This window comes from Halovenus marina (assembly GCF_051414115.1).
GTDB classification, from domain to species: Archaea; Halobacteriota; Halobacteria; order Halobacteriales; family Haloarculaceae; genus Halovenus; species Halovenus marina.
Genome location: NZ_JBLKNZ010000001.1, coordinates 1,037,801 through 1,053,903 on the forward strand (window position 1 = coordinate 1,037,801; position 16,103 = coordinate 1,053,903).

Here is a 16,103-nt window from a genome sequence, read left to right on the forward strand (position 1 = left end):
TTCGTTTCATACCTCTATTTGATGGGGATCACATAATACTGTTTCTACTCTAATTATATATTTAGATATGTCTAATACCACAACTCTCACTCGGTACAAGGGATAGAACGGTGGGGAGTGGCTGGAGTGTATCTAACCGCTTGCAAATATCGTTATACTGCCATCTGTGGGTGCGTAAAATATTCGCTACCCCCGGGTGGCGAATTATTCTTCGAGATGTTACAGCCGACAGTATTATTTCTGGACGGTGCATCCGCAAACGCGCAGCATTTGAGGGTGTATCTACAACTGTGCCTATGTCAGAGGATCACGGCGGTTTCGAGGATATTCGGGAACACCTCGACGGGCATCCGATCTGGAGTTTACTCGCGTACGCCCGCCCCTACTGGATACGGTTGACTGCTGGTGTCATCACCTCCATCTGTACCCGCCTTGCACGACTGATCCCCCCGATTATTGTCGCAACCGCAATTGATCGGATAATTCTGCAGTCCGGTGATCCCGGGCTCTTATCGGACGTGGGACTCATCCCGGGGGGTGAAATTACCCGGGAAGCAGCCCGGATCGCGCTTCTAGAGCGGCTTGTCGTGATCGCAATCCTCGCGTATATTATTCGTTCTATCACCCGGTTTGCCTCTCGATACCTCCTGCAATCGGCTGCACAGAAGGTGCAACGTGACCTTCGCAACGACACCTACGACCACATTCAACACCTCTCCATGGACTTTTTCGTCTCGCATCAGACCGGTGGGATGATGTCTATCCTCAACAGTGACATTAACCGTCTGGAGCAGTTTCTCAACACCGAGTTCCGACAACTGATCCGGGTCGTCGCGACAGTCGGCGGTATCTCGATTGTCCTCTGGACGTACTCCCCAAAACTCGCACTCATCGCGCTGGCACCAGTTCCGGTCATCGGACTCGCGAGCGGACTCTTTCTCATGTGGATCGAACCGCGATATAAATCGATCCGGGAGACCGTCGCTCGATTGAACACACGACTCGAAAACAATCTCGGGGGAACTGCGGTGATCAAGACGTTCAACCGACACGCCTTCGAGCGCGACCGAGTGGCCGAACAGAGTCAGACGTACCACGACGAGAAGGTGGCCGCGTTGCGCATCCGACGGGCGTTTTTCGCCTCGCTCCGCCTGACGACCGGCGTCGTCTTCGTGCTCGTCCTGTACATCGGCGGCACCGACATCATCCTCGGCCGGCCCGGTGCACTCTCCGCTGGTGCGTTCGCACTCTTTTTCCTCTATCTCCGGCGGCTGTACTCCCCGATGCGTCGCGTCGGGAAATCAGCCAACAAGTATCAACTCGCCAAATCCAGCGCCGAACGTGTCTTCGGTGTACTCGGCAAGGAGCCGACAGTCACCGAACCCGAAGATCCGTACGACGCCGATTCGATCTCTGGCGACGTCGCGTTCGAGAACGTCACCTTCAGCTACGACGACCGCGAGCCGGTACTCCGGGACATCTCGCTCGACGTGTCAGCGGGTACGACCGTCGGACTCGCGGGCCCGACCGGCGCGGGTAAATCGACACTGCTGAAGCTGCTCCCGCGATTTCACGACGTGGACGAGGGTGAGGTTCGCGTCGACGGCGTCGACGTTCGCGAGTACAGTCTGCGAGCGCTGCGAGACTCGATTGCGATCGTCGAACAGAACCCCTACCTGTTTTCGGGGACGGTCGCGGAGAACATCGCCTACGGCGACCACAACGTCCTCGAAGCCGAGTGGAAGGGCGACGCCGACGCCGCGACGGCACCCCGTGAACGGATTATCGAAGCGGCGAAGGCGGCAGAGGCCCACGAGTTCATCACCGACCTGCCGGAGGGGTACGAAACGTTCGTGGGCGAGCGCGGTGTCAAACTCTCTGGCGGCCAGCGCCAGCGACTCGCGATCGCCCGCGCACTCCTCAACGACCCATCTATCATCGTCTTCGACGAGGCCACCTCTGACGTGGACACCGAGACTGAGGAACTCATTCAGGAAAGTCTCGACCGCCTCATCGAGAATCGCACAGCCTTCGTCATCGCCCATCGGCTGTCGACAATTCAGGACGCTGACCGCATCGTGATTATGGACGACGGCAAAATCGTCGAATCGGGTACGCACGACCAGTTACTCGACCGCGATGGCGAGTATGCTGCCCTCTGGCGGGCACAGGCCGATACGGATCTACAGATGACTCATTAAGCAAGACAGACACAGACCGGCAAAGCAGGGGTAAACTCGCTCCGAGCGATCTGTTTCTCCTGTTCTCGACCCCGACGACGAGATACTTCGCTGGAAGTCGCTCTCCACGTCCAGTCGACCGTAGCGATCTGTCACTCGGATTCGCTCGCTTCGGTTGCCCAGTCGAGCGACCGGTCGACCGCGTCGTCCCAGCGACTGTACTTGCTGTCGGCTTGTTCGGGATCCATCTCGGGGGTGAACTCGCGGTCGACCTGCCAGTTCGAGCGGAGTTCATCGAGTGTGTCCCAGTAGCCGACGGCGAGTCCCGCGGCGTAGGCTGCGCCAAGCGCAGTCGTTTCGTCCACCTGCGGACGGACAATCTCTGTCTGGAGAATGTCGGCCTGGAGTTGACAGAGGAAATTGTTTTTGACCGCGCCGCCGTCGACGCGAAGCGAGGTAGTTTCCACACCTGAATCAGCTTCCATGGCTTCTGCGACATCGCGGGTCTGGTAGGCGATGGATTCGAGCGTGGCACGGACGATGTGTTCCCGTCGTGTGCCACGGGTTATCCCGAGGATCGTTCCTCGGGCACGCCCGTCCCAGTGGGGTGCGCCCAGTCCCGTGAATGCAGGCACGATGTACACGCCGCCAGTCGAATCGACTGATCTGGCGAGATCCGCCGCCTGCATCGGTTCCTCGATGAGGTCGACATCTTCGAGCCATTCGATGGCAGCGCCGGTGATGAAGATAGCACCTTCGAGGGCGTACTGGACGGGTTCGCCGGAGCGCTGGAAGGCGACGGTGGTGAGGAGGCCGTGGTCGGATTCGACGGCATCCTCGCCGGTGTTCATGAGATAAAATGAGCCGGTACCGTAGGTGTTTTTGGCGTCACCTTCGTCGAAGCAGGTCTGGCCGAAGAGGGCGGCCTGCTGGTCACCGAGCGCGCCAGCGACAGGGATCTCCGCCTCCAGAAAGCCGTCAGCGTGGGTGGTGCCGTAGTACTTTTCGTCAGAGGAGGGACGCACCTCGGGAAGCATCGACCGGGGCACCGAAAACTCCTCGAGGAGTTCGTCGTCCCAGTCCATGTCGTGGATGTTGTACAGCATGGTCCGGGAGGCGTTGGTGACGTCGGTGATGTGATTGCCAGTCAGCTTGTAGGTGAGCCACGAGTCGATAGTTCCCATCAGGAGTTCGCCCGCCTCCGCACGGTCACGAAGCCCAGCACTCTCTGACCGGCCCGACTCGATCCTGTCTGCGTTGTCGAGGAGCCACTCGACTTTGGTGGCCGAGAAGTAGGCGTCGGCTTCGAGTCCGGTTTTCTCGCGGATCCACTCGACTTTCTCTTCGGCTTCGAGTTCCTCGACGCGGTCGGTGGTGCGGCGGTCCTGCCAGACCAGAGCGTTATGAACTGGCTTGCCGGTTTGTTTGTCCCAGACGATGGTGGTCTCGCGCTGATTGGCAATCCCCAGTGCCTCGATGTGGCTCGGGTCGAGCGTCGAGTGAGCGAGTGCGCGGGTGACGACGTCTTTGGTGTTTTCCCAGATTTCTATCGGGTCGTGTTCCACCCAGCCAGGTTCTGGATAGAACTGCTCGTGTCGTTCGTAGGCACTCCCGACGACCTGCCCGCTGTGGTCGAAGACCATAAAGCGGGTGCCGGTCGTCCCCTGATCGATCGTCCCGACGTATGTCTCTTCCATCATTCACACCCAGACTGTTTGGCCCACTCGTTCGACCGCATTCCTGATGCAACTACTGACGCAATCGGTAAAATACTACTCCTGCTGTACGCATCTCTGCCCCCTATGACGACTGCAGATCGTACAGTCGTCGAAACACGGTCGGTGGAAAGCGCAACTCGACTCTGCTCGGCGGACGGCCTTTGCCGGTCGCCGTGTCAGACTGGACCCGCTCGACGATACCGATCTCCGCCATCTCGTAGAGAAACCGCTTGACTGTTCCCGGCGAGAGGTCGACCGATGGCTTCGCACTGATCGCCTCCGTGGTCTTCGTGACTGACGCTCTGTCCTCGGGGTCCAGGTCGACGAGTTCCCGAAGAACTAGCTGTCTGTTTGCGGGAAGGACCAGCACCCGGCCAAGAGAGACGGATGGCCGTGGGATCTCCTCGAACGCTGCGGTGATGTCTTCCTCGCGAAGCCGGCTCTGTTCGGCCCGGTTCGCTCGGTCGGCGGCAATAAACAGTGCCGCCAGCGCGTCGTGTGCGTTCCCGTCGGCCCACTCAGCGATCTGCCGAGCGAGGTCGTGGTCGAGCGCCTGCTGGGCCAGCCCCTTCGAGGCCCGACTCATCAACACGTCGACGAGCATCTGCTTCCGGTAGCGCTCGATACGGATCGACGTCGCGGTGTACTCCGTCAGCGCGATTTCGTCGGGTTCGTTTCGCCCAATCGCGAGCCAACTCACGTTGCTCGGCAGGCCCGCAAATAGGTCGATGAGGTCGCTCGTCTCCGTGCTGTTTGGCTCGCCGACGTGGTCGACGCCGATGACGACTCCGGTTCGCGACGCCCGGAGGATGTCGTGGAGCCGAGTCCGGAGTTCGCCGGTACTGATCCCGTGTTCGGGAACCGGGTCTTCGACGAGTGCGTCCAGCACGCGATGATAGAAGGCAAACTCGCTGGTCGTCTCGCGGATGTCCACGTAGATGAATCCCGGCGAGGTCTGTGACCCAGCTCGTGTGCTCGTGTAGATGACAGAGCGCGTTTCCGTGGAGAACCGTTCGAGATGGCTGAAAAGCGCCGTCACGATGGCCGACTTCCCGGACCCAAAGGGCCCGTAGACGTACGCGTTCGGTGGTAATCGCCCATCGAACACCGTATCGAGGTGGTCGAGCAGTCGCTCGAAGACTGGCCCACGATCCGAGGGCTCGTCGATGTGTGCGACCGGAGAGAGCGCCTCGTAGTCACGAACGAGTTGTGGATCCTCGTCCCGGTGCTGTCTTCGTTTTATTCTCGCATCGATGTCCATATCGAATCTGGGTGTTCGTTATCCGTGGTTCCGGCCACATAATAAAAAGGGTCGTGGTTACCCGGCAGATACTGTCACTTGTGGTCGGGCGCTCCGTTGCTGTCTGGTGGTGGAATTGAGATGCAGACCCCTCAGAGATAGCCAGCGTTCGGCAGGATGCCAGCGACCGAGAGGAGTGCCACGAAGAGCATGGCAATCGCGATTGCCATCGCTGGCGGGTCGACGTGTGTGCCAGAGTGTGAGTAAAACAGCCGCTGGGTCAACTCACCCAGGAGGCCGCTGAACGCACCGAACACGCCAGCCGCGAGCAAGGCGATGACCGGACTGTACTCGGGCAGGAAGACCACCGCACCGACAGCCCCGATAAGGGTGATGTGGTGTGTCACCGGGATCTTCTCGACGCCGAGGTTCAGGAACAGCAGGCTCATCGCGGAGATGGCATACCCCATGAAGATGCTGCCGGTCTGGATGTAGATGTAGCCGCCGAGAATGCCGCCGATGAGACCGATCGCCGTGACGCCCGACCACCTGTACTGGTGGGGGAGCCACGGTTCGGTCGCCAGCCGACCCTGGTGTTCCAGTGGGACTTCGCCGCCGTCTGCGGCCGCGCGCGGTTCCTCGCGCTCGAACGGTGACATATCCAGATAGCCGGACCCTGACGGTTTCCCGACGATCGGATAGCCGAAGACGGGTCGCGCAATAAAGGCGGTCGCGAAGACCGACACCGCGACGAAGTCGGTCGCGGCCGTCCCGTCGATGACGATCAGTTCGTTCGCAAACCGCGTGATGAGCATTCCGAGCGCGCCGAAGATGGCACCGACAGCGAGGATGTCGGGCTTCGTCCCGAACGCGTACAGGATGTTCTTCCCGAAGTGGTAGTCCCAGCCGTCGGGTTCCATCTCGGGATATTTCTTCCCGGCGTACGCGCTCGCGGCGACGCCGCCCGCGAAGGCGATATGTGGGCCGGTAATAGCACCGAACCCGATGACGCCGGTGATGCCAGCGCCCAACTCGTTCGCGCCGATGCCCGGTGCGACGCCCTCGATTTCGGTCTGGAGGATGTTGATACCCTCACCGAGGAAGACGACAAACCCGGTGAAGATGAACGCGGGGAGTGCGCCAAGCGCCGCGCCGAACGCCCCGCCTGCGAGGGCAGTGATGAAGAGGAGCGCGAAGTCTTCCCACGGCATATCGAGGATCGGAACCTGAAGCAGTATATCCGACATGATTACTCCTCCGTTGCCCAGTCGAGCGACCGGTCGACTGCGTCGTCCCAGCGACTGTACATGCGGTCTGCCTCAGTCGGTCCCATCTTGGAGTCGAACTCGCGGTCGACCTGCCAGTTCGAGCGGAGTTCATCGAGCGTGTCCCAGTAGCCGACGGCGAGACCAGCGGCGTACGCAGAGCCAAGCGCAGTCGTTTCGTCTACCTGCGGACGGACAATCTCTGTCTGGAGGATGTCGGCCTGGAGTTGACAGAGGAAGTTGTTTTTGACCGCGCCGCCGTCGACGCGGAGTGACGTGGTGTCGATTCCCGAGTCTGCTTCCATCGCTTCTGCGACGTCGCGGGTCTGGTAGGCGATGGATTCGAGCGTGGCACGGACGATGTGCTCCCGTCGTGTGCCCCGGGTCATGCCAACAATCGTCCCCCGTGCGCGCCCGTCCCAGTGGGGCGCGCCCAATCCCGTGAACGCGGGTACCATATACACGCCATCGGTCGATTCGACGGACCGTGCAAGCGTTGCCGTCTCGCCCGGATCCTCGATGAGGTCGACATCTTCGAGCCATTCGATGGCAGCGCCGGTGATGAAGATAGCGCCTTCGAGGGCGTACTGGACGGGTTCGCCGGAGCGCTGGAAGGCGACGGTGGTGAGGAGGCCGTGGTCGGATTCGACGGCGTCCTCGCCGGTGTTCATGAGATAAAATGAGCCGGTACCGTAGGTGTTTTTGGCGTCACCTTCGTCGAAGCAGGTCTGGCCGAAGAGGGCGGCCTGCTGGTCACCGAGCGCGCCAGCGACGGGGATTTCAGCCTCCAGAAAGCCATCGGAGTCCGTCGTGCCGTAGTAATTTTCGTCCGACGATGGCCGTACCTCCGGCAGCATGGACGTGGGGACAGAGAACTCCTCGATGAGTTCGTCGTCCCAGTCCATGTCGTGGATGTTGTACAGCATGGTCCGGGAGGCGTTGGTGACGTCGGTGATGTGGTTGCCCGTCAGCTTGTAGGTGAGCCACGAGTCGATAGTTCCCATCAGCAACTCGCCTGCTTCCGCGCGGTCACGGACGTCTTCGGGACGGATCCGTTTGAGTTTGACCGGGTCTGCGTTGTCGAGGAGCCACTCGACTTTGGTGGCCGAGAAGTAGGCGTCGGCTTCGAGACCGGTCTTCTCGCGGATCCACTCGACTTTCTCTTCGGCTTCGATCTCCTCGACGCGGTCGGTGGTGCGGCGGTCCTGCCAGACCAGAGCGTTGTAGACCGGCTTGCCGGTTTGTTTGTCCCAGACGATGGTGGTCTCGCGCTGATTCGTGATACCGAACGCTTCCAACTGTGTCGCGTCCAGCCCTGCTCGTTCGAGGCCGTCCGTGACCACTTGTTTGGTGTTTTCCCAGATTTCCATCGGGTCGTGTTCGACCCAGCCGGGTTCCGGGTAGATCTGTTCGTGTTCCTCGTACGCGTTGGCGACGACCTGCCCGCTGTGGTCGAAGACCATAAAGCGGGTGCCGGTCGTCCCCTGGTCGATTGCGCCGACGTATGTGTCTGTCATTTGTTGTCAGCTCCGTGTGACGGCATGTTTATCGATATTGCCGCCGTGGTAGTAAACATATAATCTATCATTATAAAACTTACTCCTAGATCATCTATCGACAGGGGAAGATCTTCGAACGCTCGGGTCCGCACTGTCTATCCGCGCACGAATTCCGCATATATCGCCCCAGTACCCCGTCGTTCAACCGTTGGTCTGTTGATCCAGTTGTGACCGAAGGTCAGTTCATGGGGCCATCTGAATCGAACATAGATGATATTTACTATAGTATCGATACTGCCGATAAAGTAAAGTGGGACGCACCCAAAGGAATATCAAATGGTACCACATGTCGCTGTCATCGGCGGTGGTTCGACCGGGGTCGGGATCGCCCGGGACCTCGCGATGCGCGGGCTCGACGTGACCCTCGTCGAACAGGGAAATCTCACACACGGGACGACCGGTCGCATGCACGGGTTGCTCCACAGCGGCGGCCGCTACGCAGTCTCCGACCAGGCGAGCGCGACCGAGTGCATCGCAGAGAACCGCGTGCTTCGGGATATCGCGAGTCACTGTGTCGAGATGACCGGCGGCCTCTTCGTCAAACGCCCCGAGGACTCCGAGGAGTACTTTCAGGAGAAACTCGACGGCTGTCGGGAATGCGGTATCCCCGCAGAAGTCGTCTCGGCCGAGGAAGCCCGCGCGATGGAACCCCACCTGGCGACCGACATCGAGAAGGCGATATCCGTTCCCGACGGTGCTGTCGACCCGTTCCGTCTGGTCGTCGCGAACGCCGCCAGCGCGCAGGAACACGGGGCGCGAATCGAGACACACTCGACGGTGACGGATCTCCTCGTCGAGGACGGGGAAGTGGTCGGTCTCGAAGTCGAACACGACTCCGGCGCGGGCACGCGCGTCCACGGAACCGAGGGCGGGACCGAACAGATCGAGGCGGACTACGTCGTCAACGCGACGGGTGCGTGGGCCGGACAGATCGGCGACATGGCTGACCTCGACATCGCGGTTCGCCCCTCGAAGGGCGTAATGACGATCATGAACATCCGACAGGTCGACACCGTCATCAACCGCTGTCGACCGAAAGGCGACGCCGACATCATCGTCCCTCACGAGACGACGGCTATCCTCGGCACGACCGACGAGGAGGTCGAGGACCCCGAGGACTACCCCGAAGAGCAGTGGGAGGTCGACATGATGATCGACACGCTCTCGGAGCTGGTGCCGATGCTCGAAGACGCCCGGACGATCCGCTCGTTCTGGGGGGTTCGGCCGCTGTACGAACCGCCCGACGTCGGCAGCGACGACCCGACCGACATCACGCGTGAGTACTTCCTGCTGGACCACGAACAGCGCGACGGACTGGGCGGGATGACCAGCATCGTCGGCGGGAAGTTCACCACCTACCGGATGATGGGCGAAGAGATCAGCGACCACGTCTGTGCGAAGTTCGGCATCGACGCCGACTGCCGAACTGCGGACGTTCCCCTTCCCGGGAGCGAGGACTTCTCGGTCCTGCGTGACTACATGGACGAGTTCGGTCTCCGGTCACCGATCGGGAGACGGAGCGTCGAACGGCTCGGTTCGCGGGCCGACGAGGTGCTGAACACTGACGACCCGAACCCTGTCGTCTGCAACTGCGAAGGAGTCACCCGCGCGGAGATTCAGGACGCAATCTCCCAGTCCGGATCTGACCTCAACGCCGTCCGGATCCGCACCCGCGCGTCGATGGGCAACTGTCAAGGGGGCTTTTGCTGTCACCGGATGGCTGGCGAACTCCACGAGAGCTACGACGAAGCGACGACAAGACAGGCCTGGGACGAACTCCTACAGGAGCGCTGGAAGGGACAGCGCCACGCGCTGTGGGGTGAACAGCTCTCACAGGCCATGCTGAACTACGCGCTCCACGCGACGACGCAGAACCGCGACAACGACCCCGCCGACGGTGACCCCATCGACTTCGCGGCGTTCGACGACGGCCGGGCGGGCGATTCCCCAGTTGGGTCGACCGGCGTCGCCACAGACGGAGGCACCGATGGCGATTGAGTCCGACGTGCTCGTCATCGGCGGCGGCCTCGCCGGACTCACGAGCGCGCTCGCAGCAGCACGCGAGGGCGCGGACGTGCGTCTGGTCTCGTACAAGCAAAGCACCCTCCGGAACGCGTCCGGACTCGTCGACGTTCTCGGCTACACCCCAGACGGAGACGGTCCGCTGACCGACCCCTACGAGGCGATTCCGGACCTGCCAGCGACCCATCCTTACAGCACCGTCGGCGTGGACACCGTCCGAGAAGCCATGGCGCTGTTCGACGAGATAGCCGTCGGCTACCGCGGCGCACACACCGAGACGAACGCGCTTCTGCCGACACACGGCGGCACGGTCAAACCCACTGCGCGCTATCCGGCCGGGATGAGCGCTGGACTCGCCAGCGACAACCGGGACGCCCTGCTCGTCGGCTTCGAGTCGATGGTCGACTTCGACGCACCTCACGTGGCGGCCCATCTCGACGCTGCAGGCGTTCCCTTCGACGTGCGCGGCGTCACGATTCCGTTTCCCGGGGACCTGCGCGCCGACGCGAAGGTAACTCGCTACGCGAAACTGCTCGATACGAACGGTGAGGTGTCTGTCAGAGGTCGCAGCCGTCCCGTCCGGGACGCGCTCGCTGCCCGGGTGAACACCGAACGCGACGGTGAAGCACGGGTCGGCTTTCCCGCAATTCTGGGCGACGACGACGCAGTTGGGGTCCGGACGGCGCTGGAAGACGCCCTCGGTGCGGACGTCTTCGAGGTGCCGATGGGGCCGCCCTCGTTGCCGGGACTCCGACTCGAAGACGCACTGTTTGCGGCTCTCGACGAGGCTGGCGCAAGCATCGAAACCGGCAACCCCGTCACCGAATACGACGGCGACGACCGAATCGAGCGCGTGTTCGTCGAGAAAAACGGCGCGGCGATTCCGAACCGAGCAGACCAGTACGTTCTCGCGACCGGTGGCCTCGTCGGCAAGGGCGTCGAGTCCGACAGGACGGGGGTGTACGAACCGGTCTTTGGTTGTCACGTCCCGCACGCCGACGACCGGTACGACTGGTTCGAGGGTGCGGCCTTCGGTGACCACGAGTTCGCCCAGTTTGGCCTGCACACAGACGAACACCTCCGGCCGACGGGGCCGGACGAGGCCGTTGCGTTCGAGAATCTCCGCGCCGCGGGGTCGGTGCTTGGCGGCTACGACTTCGCCGCGGAGAAGTCGGGTAGCGGCGTCTCGATAGCGACGGGGTATGCGGCCGGACGCAGTGCGGCACAGGAGGCACAATGAGCGACGCAGACCACTCAGACACGACAGACGCAGAGCCTGCAGACACGACCGGCGCGGACGCGACGTCCGCGTTCGACCCGGTCGAGCCGAACACCGGCGAGGAGTTCGAACCGGTCGATGTCTTCTCGGACAGCATCGACTTCGACCTGCGGCCCGGGTCGGACTCCTGTTACAAGTGTTCGACGTGCGATACGAACTGTCCTGTCGCGGAAGTCGACGACGACTTCCCCGGCCCGAAGTTTCAGGGGCCCGAACAGTGGCGGCTCAAACAGAACGAGGACAGCTACGACATCGACGAGTCGGTGATGGACTGCTCGAACTGCATGCGCTGTGACAACGCCTGTCCCGCTGGCGTCCCCCTCTCGCAGATGCACAACACCGCCCGCGGCGAGTACGTCTCCGAGGAGATGTCGAAGTGGTCGCCGACGTACTGGCGCAACCGGATTCTCGCCAACTACCGAACCTCGGCGTGGCTGGCGAGCAAGGTTCCCCGCATCGCTAACGCCGCGATGAACTTCGGCCCAGCGCGCTGGCTCATGGAGAAGACGATGGGGATCACCAGCGAACGGGAGTTTCCCGCCTTCGCCACACAGACCTTCCGCGAGTGGTGGCGTGCGGAGGGCGGTGCCGCCGGGTCGAAAGAGCGCGCCCGGGAGAGCCGAACGCGCCGCGGCGAACCGGCCGACGCCGACAAGAAAGTCGCGTACTTCCACGGCTGTTACTCGAATTACAACACGCCGGAGGTCGGCAAGGCGATGGTTCGCGTCTTCGAGCACTTCGGGTACGAGGTGGTCGTCCCCGAGCAGCGGTGCTCGGGGACGCCGATGTTCGCAAACGGGATGCTCGACGACGCCCGTCGCCACGCCGAGGTCAACGTCTCCTCGATGGCCGACCTGGTCGACCAGGGGTATCACGCCATCGCCTCGTGTACCTCCTGTTCGATGGCGCTCCGGCAGGAGTACCCCGAACTGTTCGACATCGACGGCATCGAGGAAGTCGCGTCGAACACCTTCGAGTCAGTCGAGTATCTCCGTATTCACGAGGATCTGCAAGGCGAACTCGACGACGCGGCGATCGACGACGAACTAGCCGAGGAGTTCGCCTACCACGCCCCCTGTCACGCCCGCAATCAGGGACTCGACCGGCAGGCGGTCGAACTGTTCCGTGATCTGGACGGCGTCGGTATCGAGGACGTCGGCGACTCCTGTTCCGGCATCTCCGGTACCTACGGGTGGAAAGAGGAAAAGTACGAGAAGTCGATGGCAATCGGTGAGGAGATGTTCGAGCACATGGAGCACGCAGACGGCGACGTCGGCATGACCGAGTGTCCGACCTGCGCGATGCAGATGGAACACGGCACCGGCTACGAGATCCGCCATCCGCTGGAACTGCTCGAAGCGGCGCTCGTCGACTAGCTGCGGACATCTGCGTTCAGCGACTAATCCGCTGGTACCGTGTTCGGACCGGTCGGCCAAACGCTCTGAAGGGGCCCTCACGAACCTCCCAAGCAACTGGTGCTCTGGTCGACACAGAGCTGTTGATTGCACATACGACAACTTCTCATGGAATTTCCTAATAGTCTATGGCACTGTTGAATGAATATCCAAGTGTTTCCCCAGAACTCTTTTCAGTCACTGGAGAAAGCGACAAATAGGTATGGCAGATAACTCAGCCGAACCCGACAACGCCCCGATCGCGACGCGAACCCGCGTACCGCCCGAATCGACCACTGAAACAGAGACGTGCGCTACGGAAGACGACCGACCGATCGAAACTCGGACGCGCGTTCCGTAGCCTGCGCTGGCGCGGAGTCAGACTGTTCCAGTCGCTTTTGTTCTTATGGCCGTTAGAGAGATTTCATCGGAGTCCATCTTGATCAGTTGGAGTACGTGACACTTCGAGTCTCGGGATAGCGCCCGAATCTGTTACATCTGGAGACCGTGCGTTTCCAGGAGTTCGGGGGTACGCTCGAGATTGGCCTCGAAGCCGTAGCGCTCACCGATCGCTACGAACCGTGACACCCATTCCTCGTCCATCGGGTCAGGGGTGCCGAGTTGTGCGACTTCCTCGAAGTACTCGGAGAACTCTCCCGGCGCGATAATTTCGAGGAATCGAAGCGGTTCGTCGCCCGCGTTCCAGAACGTGTGCCAGATATCCCGACCTTTCACGACCGATTGGCCCGCCGGAACGGTCGTCAGTTTCTCATCTGCCAGTACTGTCATCTCGCCCTCCAGAACGTAGGAAATCTCGTCCTCACGACTGTGGCGGTGCAGCGGTGCTGCCAGCGTGTGTGGGGGGAGCGTGTGCTCGACAATAGCTACGTTTGCCTCGTTTTCCGTTCGTGCGACATCGAGTCGCGCACCGAGGTTTCCGAGACTCACATCGTACTTTTCTACGGGTGCGGTTTTCGAGCTCATCACTACGCCAACGTTGTATTCTATAATAAAATAGTAGTGACATATGCTAGCGCGGGATGGCGAGTGGCGATCGCAGGGACGCTACGTCCAGCGGGCCAAACATCGATTGTCTGTACCGATTTAGACACGGGCAAATACGACCCGCCGAGCAGCGCGAGGCGTTTCTCCGAGTGCGAACGGAGTGAGCACTCGGCACTTTTTCGCCCACGTTTTTGCCGCGAGGGTGCCCGCGGCACCCGAGCGGGAAAAAGGTGGAGTGGGACCGCCGAGGTGCGCGAATCGTCTTTGCCGTCAGACATCCGCCGGTTGTGGGTGTTGTAACTCATGGCTCTGTGGTCAGTCGAGGTAGTCACGGCGCGATTCCATCCGCTTCAGCAGATCGGGCTGATCGTAGTGGGTGCGAATGACCTCCGGGGTGGCGTTCACGCGCTCGGCCAGCACTTCGGGCGGCCAGCCTCGGTCACGGTGATACGTTATCGACCCCGTACGGATTCGGTGTGGTGACCGCGACGATGGACATCGGGACTCGTACCCGTGCTCCAGTGCCTCGCAGGTGTCCGTATCTCGGTCGTGGGGACAGACACCGTACCGGCACGGCTGGGTGACGATGTTGAACCGAGAGCGAATCGCCCCCTTCGACATTCGACCCGTTCCCTTCTCACTCGAAAAGAGCGGTTTCCGTCCGTACTCGTCCTCGACCTCCGGGCGGTTCACACTGATGTAGTCGCGCAGCAGTTCGCCCAGGTCGTCGGACAGACTCACCGGGCGGACGCCGTCGACGCCATTTTTCAGCGAGGTATCTGTATCCGGGCGGTGGTGCAGGTAAACGAACGGAACCTGTATCTTCTGCAGTTGCTCCCGGTCGAGGTCGTCCTGATGAAGCAGTCGTTCGAGGTCGTCCTCGACGAGGTAGCAATCACGCAGGTCGAGCGATCGAAGCGCGCCGAGACGCATTCCCGTATGCCACGCCAGCGCGAACAGTGCATGATCCCGACTTGCGTAATCGAACTGTTCGAGCTTACCGAGAATCGTCGATGCGCGTTCCGCAGTCAACTTCTCTTCGTTCGCCCGTTCCGACTTCGAGAGAGTTGGAATGTCGACCTTCGCGGGCAGCTCTGGCGGAACTGCTTCAACGTCAGCACAGAAGGAGAGGAACAGCTTGATAGTTCCAAGCTGGTTGTTCAGCGCACTCTTGCTCAGTCCGTCAGCACGACGTGCCGAATCGTACCGGAATACGTCACGCCCAGTCAGGTGATTCAGGTCGGTGATACCCTCCTCTTCGAGCCAGTCGACGAACTGTCGGACGCGGTAGAAATATGACTGTACGGTTTCCTCCGACTTCTCCGCTCGTTGTCGGTCGAGCCACATCGAGAGGGCTTCGCGGGCTTCGAGTGACCGGAGATCGTCGTTTTCGGTCATCGGTCACCCCGTGCGGACAGCCCTCTCATCCGGTTACAGTTCGGGCAGGGTGTGGTGCCCTGCTTGCAGGCCAGAAATGCCCATCGCTGGGACTCCTGCATATCGCCACACTCGGGACAGCGTAGGAGGAACTGCTTTCCTCCGTCAGTTGTGTGCGGGCTACTCTGCGGATTGGGCCGAATCTGTGATGCGGATGATTCCATCTACAGTCGAATATTAATAGATATCAACTTAAACGTTTTCACGGATTAGTAAATACGATATAGTGGCCACCTTGAGCAATTGGACGTTGGGTGAACAGGATTTACGTAGGTGGGCGGAAATCAGGGTACATGGATAATGAAGAGAAACCAGACTGGCTGACTGAGATGGATGAAGAGATTCTGGAGGTTTTAGGAACTTCACTAATTCTTTCCCCCTCAATCATCGCGGAAAATATTGGCCGGTCTCGGGAAGGTGTGTCGAGCCGGCTGAGTGCTCTTCAGGCTGGTGGTCTTGTGGATAAAGTTGACCGAGGGAAATACCGTCTTACTAAGAATGGTATGCGATTGGTTGGTTGGAAGGTACCATCTCAAAGCGACGCAAAAAAAATAGGGGAAGTACGGGACGAAATAGAACGACGCCGGAGAATAAAACAGGAGTTGGGGGTGACTTTAGAGGAATATAAAAGTCAAATTAAAGAGGAATATAACAAGATAAAATCTGAAGAGAATGTTGATGATCCGATTGAAGAAGCGATCTCTCGTGTGACCAATCGCCTTCAAGAAGAGCATTCATATTTTGAACATGAAAAAGAGCGACTTGAAGAGGAATCCCTTTTTGAAGAATAATTACTCCTACTAATGCGTTAGATATCCACCTAACTTGGGTTATCTGGGTTGCTGAATGGAGAGTGTAGACAACGATGCTCATAAGCTCAGTCCGATGATTATGGTATCCTTCGGTATAGGCGAATTATTTCTTTCCAAATATAGACGAAAACTTGTTCGGGTTTCTCAGTTATATCGGGGACGGTATTCGAGGAAACATTAATTGCTGTTGTA

12 protein-coding genes are annotated in these 16,103 nt (G+C 60.3%); 6 read left to right on the forward strand and 6 right to left on the reverse strand.

Going from position 1 to position 16,103, the window contains the following annotated elements; translation table 11 throughout:
• The first annotated feature begins 296 nt into the window (after nucleotides 1-296).
• On the forward strand, nucleotides 297-2,201 hold the full coding sequence (locus tag ACMGFL_RS05310) for an ABC transporter ATP-binding protein (protein ID WP_436934496.1): 1,905 nt from the start codon (nucleotides 297-299) through the stop codon (nucleotides 2,199-2,201).
• Between the two features lie 131 nt (nucleotides 2,202-2,332).
• Here the strand turns inward: ACMGFL_RS05310 and glpK (ACMGFL_RS05315) are convergent, their stop codons facing one another.
• The 4 genes from glpK (ACMGFL_RS05315) to glpK (ACMGFL_RS05330) form a co-directional block, all read right to left on the reverse strand.
• Nucleotides 2,333-3,877, reverse strand: coding sequence for a glycerol kinase GlpK (gene glpK / locus ACMGFL_RS05315; RefSeq protein WP_436934497.1), 1,545 nt, complete (start codon nucleotides 3,875-3,877; stop codon nucleotides 2,333-2,335).
• 103 nt (nucleotides 3,878-3,980) lie between these two features.
• A complete protein-coding gene (locus ACMGFL_RS05320) occupies nucleotides 3,981-5,159 on the reverse strand; it encodes a Cdc6/Cdc18 family protein (protein ID WP_436934498.1) in 1,179 nt (392 codons plus the stop codon).
• A 131-nt stretch (nucleotides 5,160-5,290) separates the two neighbouring features.
• Nucleotides 5,291-6,385 carry a DUF7973 family transport facilitator gene (locus tag ACMGFL_RS05325; RefSeq protein WP_436934499.1) on the reverse strand — a complete coding sequence of 365 codons (1,095 nt, stop codon included), beginning with the start codon at nucleotides 6,383-6,385 and terminating at the stop codon, nucleotides 5,291-5,293.
• A gap of 2 nt (nucleotides 6,386-6,387) precedes the next feature.
• On the reverse strand, nucleotides 6,388-7,920 hold the full coding sequence (gene glpK / locus ACMGFL_RS05330; protein WP_436934500.1) for a glycerol kinase GlpK: 1,533 nt from the start codon (nucleotides 7,918-7,920) through the stop codon (nucleotides 6,388-6,390).
• Between the two features lie 318 nt (nucleotides 7,921-8,238).
• Between glpK (ACMGFL_RS05330) and glpA the strand changes: the two genes are divergently transcribed.
• The 4 genes from glpA to ACMGFL_RS05350 all read left to right on the forward strand — a co-directional run bounded on the left by glpA (nucleotide 8,239) and on the right by ACMGFL_RS05350 (nucleotide 13,018).
• A complete protein-coding gene (glpA, locus tag ACMGFL_RS05335) occupies nucleotides 8,239-9,960 on the forward strand; it encodes an anaerobic glycerol-3-phosphate dehydrogenase subunit GlpA (protein ID WP_436934501.1) in 1,722 nt (573 codons plus the stop codon).
• Nucleotides 9,950-11,224: a glycerol-3-phosphate dehydrogenase subunit GlpB gene (gene glpB, locus ACMGFL_RS05340; RefSeq protein ID WP_436934502.1), complete on the forward strand. Its 1,275-nt coding sequence runs from the start codon at nucleotides 9,950-9,952 to the stop codon at nucleotides 11,222-11,224. The genes glpA and glpB overlap by 11 nt, the downstream gene beginning before the upstream one ends.
• Nucleotides 11,221-12,639, forward strand: a complete 1,419-nt coding sequence (locus ACMGFL_RS05345; RefSeq protein ID WP_436934503.1) for an anaerobic glycerol-3-phosphate dehydrogenase subunit C — start codon at nucleotides 11,221-11,223, stop codon at nucleotides 12,637-12,639. Before glpB ends, ACMGFL_RS05345 begins: the two co-directional genes overlap by 4 nt.
• Nucleotides 12,640-12,880: 241 nt before the next feature.
• The gene (locus ACMGFL_RS05350) at nucleotides 12,881-13,018 is read left to right on the forward strand and encodes a hypothetical protein (protein WP_436934504.1); all 138 of its coding nucleotides are present in this window, start codon (nucleotides 12,881-12,883) and stop codon (nucleotides 13,016-13,018) included.
• Nucleotides 13,019-13,149: 131 nt separating this feature from the next.
• Here the strand turns inward: ACMGFL_RS05350 and ACMGFL_RS05355 are convergent, their stop codons facing one another.
• Together ACMGFL_RS05355 and ACMGFL_RS05360 are read right to left on the reverse strand one after the other, a co-directional pair.
• Entirely contained in the window at nucleotides 13,150-13,641 is a 492-nt protein-coding gene (locus tag ACMGFL_RS05355) for a cupin domain-containing protein (protein ID WP_436934505.1), read from the reverse strand.
• 336 nt (nucleotides 13,642-13,977) lie between these two features.
• Nucleotides 13,978-15,060, reverse strand: a complete 1,083-nt coding sequence (locus ACMGFL_RS05360; protein ID WP_436934506.1) for a tyrosine-type recombinase/integrase — start codon at nucleotides 15,058-15,060, stop codon at nucleotides 13,978-13,980.
• A 332-nt stretch (nucleotides 15,061-15,392) separates the two neighbouring features.
• On the opposite strand from ACMGFL_RS05360, the gene ACMGFL_RS05365 reads away from it, so the two are divergent.
• On the forward strand, nucleotides 15,393-15,890 hold the full coding sequence (locus tag ACMGFL_RS05365) for a winged helix-turn-helix domain-containing protein (protein WP_436934507.1): 498 nt from the start codon (nucleotides 15,393-15,395) through the stop codon (nucleotides 15,888-15,890).
• Nucleotides 15,891-16,103: the final 213 nt, after the last annotated feature.

Bases quoted from the DNA above. Each gene is read 5' to 3' on its own strand.
- glpK (WP_436934497.1), bottom strand. From the start codon at position 3,877: ATGGAAGAGACATACGTCGGGACGATCGATCAGGGGACGACCGGCACC.
- ACMGFL_RS05310 (WP_436934496.1), top strand. From the start codon at position 297: ATGTCAGAGGATCACGGCGGTTTCGAGGATATTCGGGAACACCTCGAC.
- ACMGFL_RS05320 (WP_436934498.1), bottom strand. From the start codon at position 5,159: ATGGACATCGATGCGAGAATAAAACGAAGACAGCACCGGGACGAGGAT.
- ACMGFL_RS05325 (WP_436934499.1), bottom strand. From the start codon at position 6,385: ATGTCGGATATACTGCTTCAGGTTCCGATCCTCGATATGCCGTGGGAA.
- ACMGFL_RS05345 (WP_436934503.1), top strand. From the start codon at position 11,221: ATGAGCGACGCAGACCACTCAGACACGACAGACGCAGAGCCTGCAGAC.
- glpK (WP_436934500.1), bottom strand. From the start codon at position 7,920: ATGACAGACACATACGTCGGCGCAATCGACCAGGGGACGACCGGCACC.
- glpA (WP_436934501.1), top strand. From the start codon at position 8,239: ATGGTACCACATGTCGCTGTCATCGGCGGTGGTTCGACCGGGGTCGGG.
- ACMGFL_RS05365 (WP_436934507.1), top strand. From the start codon at position 15,393: ATGGATAATGAAGAGAAACCAGACTGGCTGACTGAGATGGATGAAGAG.
- ACMGFL_RS05360 (WP_436934506.1), bottom strand. From the start codon at position 15,060: ATGACCGAAAACGACGATCTCCGGTCACTCGAAGCCCGCGAAGCCCTC.
- ACMGFL_RS05355 (WP_436934505.1), bottom strand. From the start codon at position 13,641: ATGAGCTCGAAAACCGCACCCGTAGAAAAGTACGATGTGAGTCTCGGA.
- glpB (WP_436934502.1), top strand. From the start codon at position 9,950: ATGGCGATTGAGTCCGACGTGCTCGTCATCGGCGGCGGCCTCGCCGGA.
- ACMGFL_RS05350 (WP_436934504.1), top strand. From the start codon at position 12,881: ATGGCAGATAACTCAGCCGAACCCGACAACGCCCCGATCGCGACGCGA.